Genomic DNA, 13661 nt, shown 5'->3' with positions numbered 1-13661 from the left:
GAGGCGCCGGACGCACCGCGACCCGGGTCCGTCGGACGGAACCCGGGTCGCGGCCTCGTTCATCGCGTCACGTCACCCGCAGGAGCGGGCGTCGTACTCGAGCTCGTAGCGCTCGTAGTGGCCGACGCCGTCCCAGTAGTACGCGGCGACGGTCGCCTCCCCGGCCTCGACCGAGGACTGGCGCGTCGCGAACACGTGGTACGCCGAGCTGCCCGGCGCGACCTTCGTGAACTTCCTCTCGCCGAACGGCGTGACGAGGCGCACGTCGAGCGGCACGTCCTCCGCGTTCGTCGCCCGCACGGCGACGTACGCGGTGCCCGCGAGGCAGCGCACCTGGACCGAGACGTCGGAGAGCTCGACGTCACGGGGCGGCTCGCCCGCCTCCACGGTGACCGGGACCCGGCTCACCGTGCCGCTCGGCGACGCGACGACCCACAGGTCGTACGCGCCCTCCGCGGTCCCGGCGGGCACGGTCGCCGTGAGCGTCGCCGCGCCGTCGGTGACGGGCGCCGTGGCGACGGGATCGCCCGGAGCCGCCGGGTCGAACGTGCCGTCGCGCGGCACGAGGTAGCCCGCCACCTCGGTGTTCTGCGGCGCCCCGAGCGACGTCAGGTCGAGGTGCGAGAGCGTGACGCTCACGTCCTCGCCCGCGGCGACCGGCCCCGGCAGCTCGCCGACGACGACGCGCGACCGGGCGAACGACGGCGACAGCGGGGAGCTGTCCGCGAGGTACGCGATCCACGCCTCGCGGTCGACCAGACCCGAGTCGCGCGGGTCGGTGCCCTCGGTGAACACCCGGAAGTTGTCGCCACCGGTCGCGAGGAACGAGAACGTCGCGACGCGGTACTCGGCGTCGAGGTCGATCGGCTCGCCGTCGATCGTCACCGAGAGCACGTTGTCACCGGGCTCCGCGTTGCCGTCCGCGGTGGCGGCCGTCCAGCTCACGTTGTCCGAGAGCCCGAGCGCGAGGTAGGGGCGCGACGGGCGCGTGCCGTCCTCGTTCGTCTGCCACTGCTGCTCGAGCATCTCGATCACCTGCGCGCCCGTGAGCGTCACGGTCCACAGGTTGTTGACGAACGGCAGGACCGCGTTGGCCTCGGCGTACGTGATCACGCCGTCCTCGCCCACGAGCAGCTCGTTGCGCAGGCCGCCCGGGTTGACGACGCCGAGGTCGGCGCCGCCGCGGGCCGGGTCTGCGAGCGTGTCGCGCAGCGAGTTCGCCACGAGGTTGCCCAGGGCCGACTCGGACGCGCGGTCGTCACGCGTACCGCCCGTCCAGACGCCGTCCACGTACGAGCCGCCGGCGAACGCCGTCGTGATGTCGGCCGTGACCTCGCCCACCGGCTGGGCGCCGATGACCTCGGCCTCCTCGAGCGCCTCGGTGACGATCGTGCTCACCTCGGCGACGCGCGGGTAGGCGGCGACGAGCTCGTCGTCGGCCGTCGTGGTGCGCGCGACGTTCTCCGCGGAGTGGTCGACGACGTCGCCCGTCTCCGTGTCGACGGTGAGGGTGATGTGCCCGACGAACTCGCCGTAGCTGCCGGTCTGGACGATCGGGCGGGTCGCGCCCTCGACGCCCGGGACCGGGGCCTCCCACGCGTACTGCTTGTGGGTGTGGCCGGTGAAGAACGCCGCGACGCGGGGATCGGTCTCGGTGACCAGCTCGGCGAACGCGCCGCCTGCGGCCACCTCCTCCTCGAGCGTCGAGCCGTCCGGCGTGCCCGCGCCGGCGCCCTCGTGGACGAGCGCGACGACCACGTCCGCCTCGCCGTTCGCGGCGTCGCCGTCCTGGAGCTGCGCGGTGACCCGGTTCAGCGCCTCGACGGGGTCGCCGAAGTCGAGGTCCTCGATGCCCGACGGCGTGACGAGCGACGGCGTCTCCTGCGTGACGACGCCGACGAACCCGACCTGGACGCCGTCGATCTCGATGACGTCGTACTCGGGCAGTGCGGGGTTCTGCGTGCCCTTGGCGTAGACGTTCGCCCCGAGGTAGTTCCAGTCCGCGGCGTCCGCCACACGACCCGTGAGGTCGTCGAAGCCCTGGTCGAACTCGTGGTTGCCCACCGCGGAGGTGGCCAGGTCGAGCGCGTTCAGCACGTCGATCGTCGGCCGGTCCTCCTGCAGCGCCGACGCGAACAGCGAGGCACCGATGTTGTCGCCCGCGGACACGAACGCGGTCCCGTCCGGGTTCTCGGCACGCAGCTGCTCGATGGTGCCGGCGAACTTCACGGTGTTGGCGTCGATCCGCCCGTGGAAGTCGTTGATCGCGAGCAGGTCGATCGTCGTGGTGCCCGGGTCGGTGTCGCCACCGAGGTCGAGCCCGACGAGGACGGGGTCGTGGTCGGAGGACCGGAACGGCGTCGTGTCGTAGAGGATCGACGCGTTGTAGTTGTACCGCGAGTACTCGTTGGCGACGGGCTCGACGGAGTTGATGTTCCACACGTCGGTGCCCGTCACGGCCTCGGCCGCCGCCGGCGACGCGAAGACGTGGTCGAGCGAGCCGACGTAGCCGTCGAAGAGGTAGGTCTGCTCACCGGTCGTGGCGCCGAGGTCGACGTAGCCGGCGTCCTTGAGCACCTCGAGCGGGTCCTCCATGGAGTAGGAGTTGAGGTCGCCGACGAGCAGGACCTTGTCCGTGCCGGCGTCCGCCGCGACGTCCTCGGCGAACCCGACGAGCGCCGTGGCCTGCCGGACGCGCGACGCGTTCGACGCGCCCTGGCCGTCGCCCTGGTCGGCGTCCTCGCCCGAGCCTGACCCCTTCGACTTGAAGTGGTTCGCGACGACGAGCACGTCGTCCTCGGCCGACGTGGGGCCCTCGGAGATCCCACCCACGGGCTGGAACACCTGCGCGAGCGGCTCGCGCGCGTTGCCGAACGCGGGGTCGTCGAGAAGGATCCGCGACTCGTCCACCGGCTCGGCGGCGTCCACCTGGTAGATGTACGCGAGGCGGATGACGTCCTCCTCGGCGGGCAGCGCGCCCGGGGACGGCACGAACGCCCACTCCTCGGCGCCCGCGGCCTCGTTGAGCGCCGCGACGAGGTCGGACAGGGCCTGGTCGCGGTCCTTGCCGAACCGCGCCGAGTTCTCGATCTCCGAGAGCGCCACCACGTCGGCGTCGAGCGCGCCGATCGCCGCGACGATCTTCGTCTGCTGGCGCTCGAGGTCCTCCGCCTCGGCCGCGCCGCGTGCGTCGCAGCCGGTGCGGACCGTGACGGGGTCGCCCGTGCGGTCCGTGTAGTACTGGCAGCCGGAGAGCTGGTCGCCGGTCGTCGTGAAGTAGTTCAGCACGTTGAACGTCGCGACGGAGAGGTCGCCGCCCACCTCGGCGGGAGCGTCCTCGCGCGTGTTCTCGAACGTCGCGGGCTGCACCGCCTCGGCGTTGCCGCCCTCGCCCGCACGCAGGTGCGTCAGCGGCTGGAACGTCCACGCGTCGAAGCGGTAGTCGAGGACGACCGGCGTCGTGAACGTGACACCGGCGCCCACGCGCGCCGGAGCGCCGCCCGTGAGGTACGGGAGCGGGACCGACTTGTTGTCCGACCCGTTGAAGTTGGTCGTCGCGCCGTCGTCGAGCACGACCGCGCGCGCGGCACGGTCCGCGACGGCCGCCGCGGCCTCCGGGCTGCCGGGACGGCCTGCCGACGTCGGCTGGAGGAACGGCTCGGTGCCGGCGGCCAGCAGGAACGACCCGTAGTAGTTCGTGTCGTAGTTGTCCGCGATCGTGTAGTCACCCGCCGGCGCGACGAGCATGCCCTCGAGGACCTCGCGCTCGGCGTCGGTCGCGGGGAACGCGACGGCGGCGGGCTTGACCTCCTCCGCGGGCTCGTCGAGCACGGACCAGCCACCGGCAGCGGGCGTGATCTGCGTCAGCGTGAAGTACTCGCCCACGACGCCCGTCACCTCGACGTGGTCGCCCGGCTGGACCTGCTCGGCCGCGGTCCGCGAGTACACGAAGACCGCGTCGGACGCGTCGTGCTCCTCGCCGAGGTCGCCGCCCGTGCCCTCCGTCTGGAGGTAGAAGCCGTCGTAGCCACCGGTCGGGTAGGTCGCCGTGACCACGCCGCGCGTCGTCACCGTCCGCCCGACGAGCGGGCTCTCGGCACCGGTTCCCTGGATCTCGTCGATCGGGACGACCTCGCCCGGCTCGGGCTCGGGCTCCGGCTCGGGCTCGCTGCCGCCGCCGTTCTGCGGCGTCACGGCGTCGAGGACGACGAAGTCCGCGCCGTTGTCGTCGGTGTCCGCGGCGTCGGCCCGGTTGAGGGATCCGCCCGCGTTGTTCGCCCGGCCCGCGGGTGCGGCAGAGGTCTCGAACGTGTTCGAGGAGCCGTAGCCGAGCAGGTCGACGACACGCTCGTCCGCGCCGACGACGTCGCCCACGGGGAGCGTGACCGCGCCGGGCGCGGAGACGAGGGCGATCGTGCCGTTCTGGCCCTGGAAGTTCAGGCCTCCCTCGGCGTCGGGCGTCGGCAGCGACGACCCGTTCGAGCCGTTGGAGCCTCCGGCGACGAGGTAGTACCCGCCCGCCTCGATGGTGCCGGAGAGCGCGACGGTGCCGTTCGAGGCACCGGTCCCCGTCGCCGAGCGGTACTGGACGGACCAGCCGTCGAGCGCGACGTCCGCGGCGGTGGGGTTGTAGAGCTCGACGAACTTGGTGGTGAACGGCGCGTTCGCGCTGCCGCCGCTCAGGTAGGCCTCGTTGATCACGACGCCCGAGCCGTCCGCGGCCGCGGCGAGGGCGGACCCGGCCGTCCCCGCCGTGGACGTGGCTGCGGTGGCCGCGGTCGCGGACAGGGGCAGGGCGAGCGCCGCGCTGAGCGTGCTCGCCACCACCACCCCTCTCCGTCGCCGCGGGTTCTGGTGATGGGACACGCCTGACTCCTTCATCTCGTGCGTTCGGCCCGGCAGAGCCGGTCGTCCACGCCCCCCGTGGTCGACGTCCCTGCGCCAGGGACATCGCACCGGACGCGTGTGAACGGTCGGTTGCCGCCGGATCACCACCGCGCGAACGTCGCCGCACACCGTCGTGCAGCGGCGCCGGCCCGGGCGGTCGCCGGTCGTGCCACGGACGCTAGCCCCGGGCACCGACGCCCGCCAGACCTGCGGCGCCGACGTGACGAATCCGTGACGCGGTCGGCGCCGCGGCGCTCGACCGCGGCGTTCAGCGACGCCGGGCGGCCTGCAGCGGCAGGAGCGCGGAGAGGTCGGCGCGCTCCCCCGACGCCCGCACGCGACCGTCCGCCACGGCCTCGGTCCAGGCGATCTCTCCGGTGACGAGGCCCAGCCACGTCTGCGGGTCCGTCTCGACGACGTTCGGGGGCGTCCCGCGCGTGTGGCGCGGTCCCTCGACCGCCTGGACGGCACCCGCCGGCGGCACGCGCACCTCGACCGTGCGTCCCGGCGCGACGTCGGCGAGCTCCTCGAGCGTGAAGCGGACGGCCGTCGTCACGTCACGACGCTCGGCCCGCCCGTCCCGCCACGCGGCCAGGGCGAGACGTCCTGCGGAGGGGTCGGTGCGGCGTCGGGCGGACATGCGGCCAGGCTAGTGCGCGCCGTCGTCGGGACGGGCCACGACCTCGAAGCGGACCCGGCGCTCTCGGACGGACGCCTCGCGCAGCGTCGCGCGGACCGGCTCGCCGAGCGGCAGGTCGGTCCCCTCCGCCGGGGCGCGCACGGCCGGCTCCGCGAGCACGACGTGGCCGCGGAGCACGGTCGGGCCCTGGGTCCCGTCGCCCCCGGGTCGGCGTTCGTCGTCGACGTCGACCACGACGGCGTCGAAGGCCTGCCCCTCCCGGCCGGTGAGCAGGGCCGCCTCGACGACGTCGACGACCGCCCGGTCGTACGCGCTCGCGCGCTGGCCCGTGCGGCCCATGGTGCGCGGCAGGCCGGGCAGCGCGTCGAGCACCCAGCCGGGGACCGGCTCGTCGGCGCACAGGGCGAGGCACACCTCGGTGCCGTAGCGGTCCACGAGCCGGCGCAGGGGCGCGGTGACGTGGGCGTACTCCGCGGCGATCGCGGCGTGCGCCGCGTCGTCGGGCACGCCGGGCTCCTGACCGGTGCCGCCGAACGCCTCGTAGGACGCCCCGCGGAACAGCGACGTCGCCTCCGTGAGGAAGGCGGCGTGGCGGGGGTGGGCCGCGTCGAGCGTCGGCAGGAGGTCCGCGTACGCGGTCTCGCGCGGCCACGCGATGCCGAGGGCGCGCGCCGTGCGCCGCAGGCGTGCCACGTCCCGCGGGTCGGCCGCCGGCAGCGCGCGGAACACGCCCACGCCGCCCGCACGCATGATCCGGGCGGCCGCGATGCCCGTGAGGAGCGACAGCTGCGCGTTCCACCCCTCGACCGGCAGCGTCGAGCGGAAGACGAGCCCGAACGAGCCGTCGTCGTGCGAGACGACCTCCTGCTCCGGCACCTCGAGCGACACGCCCCCGCGCGCGTGCTCGCGCGCGCGGCGCAGCTCGCCCACGGTGCGCAGGAGCGCGAGCGACGCGTCCGCGGGCGACGCCCCGCCGGGGCCGTCGACGCGGGACTGCGCCTCCTCGTACGTGAGGCGCTCGCGCGAGCGCACGACGGCGCGACGCACCGTCGCGTCGACGATCTCGCCCGCGGCGTCGAGCGCGATGCGCCACGCGGCGGCCGGGCGGTCCTCGCCGGGCAGCAGGCTCGCCGCGCCCTCGGACAGCACCGCCGGGTGCAGCGGGGTGCGCCCGTCGGGCGCGTACAGCGTGGTCCCCCGTTCGTGGACCTCCGTGTCGAGCGCGCCGCCCGGCACGACGAACGCGCCGACGTCCGCGATCGCGTAGTGCACGACGTACCCGTCACCGGCGCGCTCCAGGAACAGCGCCTGGTCGAGGTCCATCGACCCGGGCGGGTCGATCGTCACGAACGGCAGGTCGCGCAGGTCGTGGCGGTCCTGCGGCCCGCCCGCCGTCGTCCCGTCGTCGGCGGTGCGCCGCGCCGCCACCTCGGCCTCGTCGACCACCTCGGGCGGGAAGTCGTCGGGGACCTCCATCTCGCGGCGCAGCGTCGCGAGGGCCTCCAGGACGACGTCGGCGGCCGCCGGGGCCGGCGCGGGGACGAGACGCACGTGTCGGCTGGGCACGCCCCGACCCTAGGCGATCAGACGACGCCGAGCGCGATCATCGCGTCGGCCACCTTGGTGAAGCCCGCGATGTTCGCACCGAGCACGTAGTTGCCCGGTGCGCCGTACTCGTCCGCCGTCTCGACGCACCGGTCGTGGATGCCGGCCATCGTCTGCGCGAGCCGCTCCTCGGTGTACTCGAAGGACCAGGCGTCGCGCGACGCGTTCTGCTGCATCTCGAGCGCCGACGTCGCGACACCGCCCGCGTTCGCCGCCTTGCCGGGGGCGAAGAGCACGCCCGCGTCCTGCAGGAGCGAGACCGCCTCGGGCGTCGTGGGCATGTTCGCGCCCTCGGCGACCGCGACGACGCCGTGGGAGACCAGCCGCTTCGCCGCCGCCCCGTCGAGCTCGTTCTGCGTGGCGCACGGCAGCGCGACGTCGGTCGGGACGTCCCAGATCGAGCCGTCGGTGACGAGGCGCGCACCGGGCCGCCGCGCGACGTAGTCCGCGACGCGCCCCCGCTTCTCCTCCTTGACGTGGCGCAGCAGGGGGAGGTCGACGCCGACCTCGTCGACGACGTACCCCGAGGAGTCGGAGAACGCGACGACCTGCGCGCCGAGCTGCTGCGCCTTCTCGATGGCGTGCACGGCGACGTTGCCCGAGCCGGACACCGTCACGCGGCGCCCGTCGAGGTCGCGGCCGGTCGCGGCGAGCATGCGCTCGGCGAACAGCACGGTGCCGTACCCGGTCGCCTCCGTCCGGACGAGGGAGCCGCCCCAGCTCACGCCCTTGCCCGTGAGGACGCCGGACTCGTAGCGGTTCGTGATCCGCTTGTACTGGCCGAACAGGAAGCCGATCTCGCGGCCCCCGACGCCGATGTCCCCGGCCGGCACGTCGGTGTGCTCGCCGATGTGCCGGTAGAGCTCGGTCATGAACGACTGGCAGAAGCGCATGATCTCGCCGTCCGACCGGCCGCGCGGGTCGAAGTCGGAGCCGCCCTTGCCGCCGCCCAGCGGCATGCCCGTGAGCGAGTTCTTGAACACCTGCTCGAAGCCGAGGAACTTCACGATCCCCAGGTACACCGACGGGTGGAACCGCAGACCGCCCTTGAACGGTCCGAGCGCCGAGTTGAACTCGACCCGGAACCCGCGGTTGATCCGGACCCGCCCGGAGTCGTCGACCCACGGCACGCGGAAGATGATCTGCCGCTCCGGCTCGCAGAGCCGTTCCAGCACGGCGGCCTCGACGTAGCGGGGGTGCTTGACGAGCACCGGGCCGAGCGAGTCGAAGATCTCGCGCACGGCCTGGTGGAACTCGGTCTCGCCCTGGTTGCGGCGGACGACCTCGTCGTAGACGGACTGCAGCCGGCTGTCCATGGGTGCTCCTGTGACGCGGTGGACGGAACCCCCGACGGTACGCGCGCACGGGCGATCCCGGTACTCGCGTCTCAGTTTCTCCCCGGCCGACCCTCGTCACCAGCTCCAGCCGCGCGCGCTCAGCTCGAGCTCCTCGCGGAAGCGCTCGGCGTCGCCCGCGCGGAACCCGGCGCGCAGCGGCACGTCCTCCACCGGCAGGCCCGTGAGCCGGCACGCCTCGCGCAGGAGGGCGTCGTACGCGCCCTGCACGGCCAGGTAGTGGTGCGCCCGCGCGTACACGTCCGGGTCGGCCTCGATGCGCCGCAGCTCGGCCGTGAGCTCGCTGAGCCGCACCTGCAGCGCGAGGGTCTCGAGCGGGTCCGGCACGCGGCCGCGGCGCCGACGCCGGAAGCCGGTCCCGCGCCGCGCGCCCGGGTCCCGGCGCCCCGGGCGCAGCACCCACCACGCGGCGGCGACCGTGCTCGCCGTCGCGCACCCGACCATCAGCTGCCACACCATCGGAGCCGACCTCTGCGCTCACCACAGGGACATCTCGAGTCTAGGCGCGTCCGGGCGCACCACGCGCGGTTGTGCCGGACCGGGCGCTCAGCCGCCGGGGAGGTGCACGGTCGCGACGATCGCGCGGTGGTCGCTGGTCGGCACGGGCAGCGAGCCGACGTCGGTCACCACGTTCTCGCGGTCCGTCACCACGTGGTCGAGGTCGAGCACCGGCGGCGTGCCCTGCCGCAGGGACCACGACAGGTTCAGGCCCTGGCCGGCGCTGCGCGTCGCGTCGTGGAACCGGTCACCGAGCAGGTCGCGGAACGTCGCATGGTCGTACGTCGCGTTGAAGTCGCCGACGAGCACCTGCGGCAGCGGGTCGTCGTGCGCGCGGTCGGCCAGGCGCAGCATCTCCGCGTGCCACTGCGGCGCGAGGTCCGGCAGCGGCGGCACGGGGTGCACGGCGGTGACCCGGACCGGGACGCCCTCGACCTGCACGACCGCCGACGGCATGGCGAACGTCGAGAACTCGGTCGTGTCGACGTCCGACAACGGCAGCGCGGACCACAGCCCGGAGCCGGGCGATCCCGTGCCGACCTTCGCGTCGACGTGGTGCGGCAGCAGCTCCTCGATCCCCGCGGCGACGAGGCGCTCGCGGAAGTCCGTGGTGAGCTCGACGACGGCGAGCGTGTCGACGTCCTGCTCGCGGACGGTCCGGACGACGGCCTCGGCGTCGGCCTGGCCGAACCACGCGTTGACGCCGAGGACGCGCAGCGGCACGGAGCCGGGCGGGGCCGCGGGCCCGGGGGTGACGAACGGCGCGAGCCACAGGGCCTGCGCGACGAGGCACGGCACGAGCAGCAGCGCGACGAGCCGGCGGCGCGCGAGCGCGGCGCCGACGAGGGCCAGCACGCCGAGCGCCCCGACCCAGGGCGTGACCCCCACGAGCTGGGCGAACGGCGTCACGGCGTCGAAGGGCACGAGGCGGACGAAGGTGAGGGCGACGACGACGGCGGTGACCGTCGCGAGGACGGCGGTCACGACGGGGCCGCCCGGGCGTCGGCGCGTCGAGACGCGTGCGGCGGTGGCCGAGGTCATGACCGCATGCTGGCACCGGGCGCGAGCCGACGTCACGCGCGGCGCGGCGGCGTCCTCGCGATCTTCACGAAACCGGCGTGCCGCGCGGCCCGCGACGACGCGTCGGGCCCGGGGCCACCGTGGTGGCTCCGGACCCGACGTCGTGCTCGGTCGCGGACGTTCAGCCGAAGATGCGCGGCAGCGTCGCGCGGAAGGCCTCGCCCGCCTCGCGCAGCGGGACCGTGAACAGGCCCTCGACCTCGAGCGTCTCGCCCTGCTCGGCGGCCGCGGCGGGCTCGGTGCCGGTCTCCCCGATCTTCACGACGGGCACGCCCCGGGCGACGCACGCGTCCACGAGCTTCGACTCCTCGGTGCGCGGAACCGCGACGAGCGCGCGGGCCGTCGACTCGGAGAACAGCGCCTCGAACGGCGTGACGCCGTCGCGCTCGGTGACCGGGGCGAGCGAGACGCTCGCGCCGACGCCGAACCGCAGCGACGCCTCGAGCAGCGCCTGGACGAGCCCGCCCTCGGACAGGTCGTGCGCGGCGGAGACGAGGCCGTCGCGGCTCGCGTTGACGAGGACGCCGGCGAGCGCCTTCTCCGCGGCGAGGTCGACGCGCGGCGGCACGCCGCCGAGGTGGCCGTGCTCGACGTCGGCCCAGGCGGACCCGTCGAGCTCGGGGCGCGTGGTGCCGAGCAGGAGGACGCTCTCGCCGGCCTCGCGCCACCCGGACGGCGTCGCGCGGGCGACGTCGTCGAGGACGCCGAGCACGCCGACCACGGGCGTCGGGTGGATCGACGAGTCGACCTGCCCCGGCTCGCCCGTGCCGTTGTACAGCGAGACGTTGCCGCCCGTGACGGGGACGCCGAGCTCGCGGCACGCGTCCGCGAGCCCCTCGATCGCCTCGACGAGCTGCCACATCGAGTCGGGGTCCTCGGGCGAGCCGAAGTTCAGGCAGTCGGTCACGGCGAGCGGGCGCGCCCCCGCCGTCGCGACGTTGCGGTACGCCTCCGCGAGCGCGAGCTGGGCACCGGTGCGCGGGTCGAGCTTGCCGTAGCGCCCGTTCGCGTCGGTGGCGAGCGCGACGCCGAGCCCGGTGGTCTCGTCGACGCGCACGACGCCCGAGTCGTCGGGCTGCGCGAGCGCGGTGTTGCCCTGGACGAACCGGTCGTACTGGTCCGTCACCCACTCCTTCGAGGCGAGGTTGGGCGAGGCGAGCAGGCGCAGCGCGGTGGCCCGCAGCTCCTCGCCGGTCTCGGGGCGGGCGAAGCGGGAGGCGGCGTCGCCCGTGCTGATCGAGTCGGCGTTGAGCCCGTCCTGCCACGCCGGGCGCGCGTACGGGCGCTCGTACACGGGGCCCTCGTGCGCGACGGTGCGCGGGTCGACGTCGACGATGCGCTGGCCGTGGTGGTCGATCGTCAGGCGGCCCGAGTCGTTGACCTCGCCGATGACGGCCGTCTCGACGTCCCACTTCGCCGTGATGGCGAGGAACTCGTCGAGCTTGTCGGGCGCGACGACCGCCATCATGCGCTCCTGCGACTCCGACATGAGGATCTCGCCGGCGTTGAGCGTGGGGTCGCGCAGCAGGACGTCGTCCAGCCACACGTGCATGCCGCCGTCGCCGTTCGAGGCGAGCTCCGACGTCGCGCACGAGATGCCCGCCGCCCCGAGGTCCTGGATGCCCTCGACGACCTTCGCGGCGTAGAGCTCGAGGCAGCACTCGATGAGGACCTTCTCCATGAAGGGGTCGCCCACCTGGACGCTCGGGCGCTTCGCGGGGACGCCGTCCTCGAACGTCTCGGACGCGAGGATCGAGGCGCCGCCGATGCCGTCGCCGCCCGTGCGCGCGCCGAACAGGACGACCTTGTTGCCCACGCCCGAGGCGTTGGCGAGGTGGATGTCCTCGTGGCGCAGCACGCCGAGGCACAGCGCGTTGACCAGCGGGTTCCCCTGGTACGAGCCGTCGAACACGAGCTCGCCCCCGATGTTCGGCAGGCCGAGCGAGTTCCCGTAGCCGCCGACGCCGGACACGACCCCGTGCACGACGCGCGCCGTGTCCGGGTGGTCGACGGCGCCGAAGCGCAGCTGGTCCATGACGGCGACCGGGCGCGCGCCCATCGAGATGATGTCGCGCACGATGCCGCCGACGCCCGTCGCGGCACCCTGGTAGGGCTCGACGAACGACGGGTGGTTGTGCGACTCGACCTTGAACGTCACGGCCCAGCCGTCGCCGATGTCGACGACGCCCGCGTTCTCGCCGATGCCGACGAGCAGGTGCTCCTTCATCTCGTCCGTGGTGGCGTCGCCGAACTTGCGCAGGTGGACCTTGGACGACTTGTACGAGCAGTGCTCGGACCACATGACGGAGTACATGGCGAGCTCCGCGGCCGTCGGGCGGCGCCCGAGGATGTCGCGGATGCGCTGGTACTCGTCGGGCTTGAGGCCGAGCTCGGCGAACGGCTGGACCTCGTCGGGGGTGGACGCCGCCTGCTCGACGGTGTCGAGCTGTCCCGGGGCGGGACGGTCGGCGGGGCGTGCGGAGGCCTGGGGTGCGGGGGCGGTCATCGGTTCCCTCGGGTGGGCGCGTGATCGGGGAGCGCACGACGGCGCGCCGTCAGTCTACCGGCGGGTGCCGCTGCGACTTTTCTCACCCGCCCCGCTCCGGAGCGTCGTCGCCCGTCCGCGCTCGCGATGAGGTCGTATAGGGGCGTGACGACCCGCTCCACCCGCACGCGCCCCACCCTCCCGGCCGCCGCCGCGAGCGCCCTCGTGGACTCGCAGGTCGAACGGCTGGGCCACGAGCTCACCCTCGTCGAGCGTCAGCTCACGGGGTACTCGCGCCGCACCGGCGCGTACACCGGGCACGGGACCCTCGAGACGGTCGAGCCGGCCGTCGGCCGCTACCGGGACGAGCTCGAGGCCGAGCGCGAGCGCATCCTCACCCGGATCGGGTTCCTCAGCGCGATGCGCACGGCGGTCCTGCACCCGCGGACCGCGCCGTCCGCCGTGCCGTCGTCGGCGCAGCCGCCCACCGCCCTGCCGCTCGCCGCCTGAGTCAGCCGGCGTCCTCGTCCTCGCCGGCGCGGCGCAGCAACGGCTCGACGGCCGTGAGCGCCACGGCGAGCGCCGCCATGACCAGACCGACGCGCGTGTGCGGCAGCCGTGCCCCGCGCCGGCGCAGGCGCTCGCCCCGCCGGTAGACCCACCGCTCCCCCGCCACGGTCAGCGCTGCGCTCGCCGCGACGGCGCCCGCGCCGGCCAGGGCGAGGACGGCCGGCGGCATCGTGGCCGGGCCGTCGTGGGCCGCCGGCTCGTCGGCCGGCGTGCCGTCGGCGCGCGTACCGTCCGCGGGCGTGCCGTCGGCGTCCCGGACGGCGTCGCGCACGGACCGCACCGCGTCCTGCGCCTCGCGGCCCTCCGCGGTCGCCTTGAACGTCAGCACCGCGCCGGCCACGGCGACGACCGTCTTGGTCAGCGCCCGCGCCCAGCGGGGCCGGACGACGTCGGGCACCGCGTACCACCCGAGCGTGGTGGCCCCGGCGATCGCGAGCGCCGTCGGGTCGACTCCTCGCCGTGCGGTCGTCGCGTCCTGGCTCATCGGTCCCTCGCTCTCTCGGCAGGTGCGTCCCCGGTGGGAACGGCCGGCAGGGGCGTC

General features: G+C 74.5%; 9 protein-coding genes. 1 reads left to right on the top strand and 8 read right to left on the bottom strand.

Annotated features, from left to right (window positions below):
• Positions 1–72 precede the first annotated feature (72 nt).
• From ACFTZA_RS00905 to purL, 7 genes are all read right to left on the bottom strand, one after another.
• Complete coding sequence (locus ACFTZA_RS00905; protein WP_378189748.1) at positions 73–4866, bottom strand: ExeM/NucH family extracellular endonuclease; 4794 nt, start codon at positions 4864–4866, stop codon at positions 73–75.
• Positions 4867–5155: 289 nt separating this feature from the next.
• Positions 5156–5527, bottom strand: a complete 372-nt coding sequence (locus tag ACFTZA_RS00900; RefSeq protein ID WP_378189746.1) for a sterol carrier family protein — start codon at positions 5525–5527, stop codon at positions 5156–5158.
• Between the two features lie 9 nt (positions 5528–5536).
• The gene (locus tag ACFTZA_RS00895) at positions 5537–7093 is read right to left on the bottom strand and encodes an RNB domain-containing ribonuclease (RefSeq protein WP_378189744.1); all 1557 of its coding nucleotides are present in this window, start codon (positions 7091–7093) and stop codon (positions 5537–5539) included.
• Between the two features lie 17 nt (positions 7094–7110).
• Positions 7111–8448 carry an NADP-specific glutamate dehydrogenase gene (gdhA, locus tag ACFTZA_RS00890; protein ID WP_378189742.1) on the bottom strand — a complete coding sequence of 446 codons (1338 nt, stop codon included), beginning with the start codon at positions 8446–8448 and terminating at the stop codon, positions 7111–7113.
• Positions 8449–8544: 96 nt separating this feature from the next.
• On the bottom strand, positions 8545–8946 hold the full coding sequence (locus ACFTZA_RS00885; RefSeq protein WP_378189740.1) for a hypothetical protein: 402 nt from the start codon (positions 8944–8946) through the stop codon (positions 8545–8547).
• 87 nt (positions 8947–9033) lie between these two features.
• On the bottom strand, positions 9034–10026 hold the full coding sequence (locus tag ACFTZA_RS00880; protein ID WP_378189738.1) for an endonuclease/exonuclease/phosphatase family protein: 993 nt from the start codon (positions 10024–10026) through the stop codon (positions 9034–9036).
• Positions 10027–10186: 160 nt separating this feature from the next.
• Complete coding sequence (gene purL, locus ACFTZA_RS00875) at positions 10187–12571, bottom strand: phosphoribosylformylglycinamidine synthase subunit PurL (RefSeq protein WP_378189735.1); 2385 nt, start codon at positions 12569–12571, stop codon at positions 10187–10189.
• Between the two features lie 144 nt (positions 12572–12715).
• Between purL and ACFTZA_RS00870 the strand changes: the two genes are divergently transcribed.
• Entirely contained in the window at positions 12716–13060 is a 345-nt protein-coding gene (locus tag ACFTZA_RS00870; protein ID WP_378189732.1) for a hypothetical protein, read from the top strand.
• 1 nt (position 13061) lies between these two features.
• On the opposite strand, the gene ACFTZA_RS00865 is transcribed toward ACFTZA_RS00870, so the two are convergent.
• On the bottom strand, positions 13062–13604 hold the full coding sequence (locus tag ACFTZA_RS00865) for a hypothetical protein (RefSeq protein WP_378189730.1): 543 nt from the start codon (positions 13602–13604) through the stop codon (positions 13062–13064).
• Positions 13605–13661: the final 57 nt, after the last annotated feature.

This window comes from Cellulosimicrobium sp. NPDC057127, assembly GCF_042670945.1.
Classification (GTDB): Bacteria; Actinomycetota; Actinomycetes; order Actinomycetales; family Cellulomonadaceae; genus Cellulosimicrobium.
Note: the sequence above shows the minus strand (reverse complement) of the source record. Positions and strands in the feature narration are given on the sequence as shown.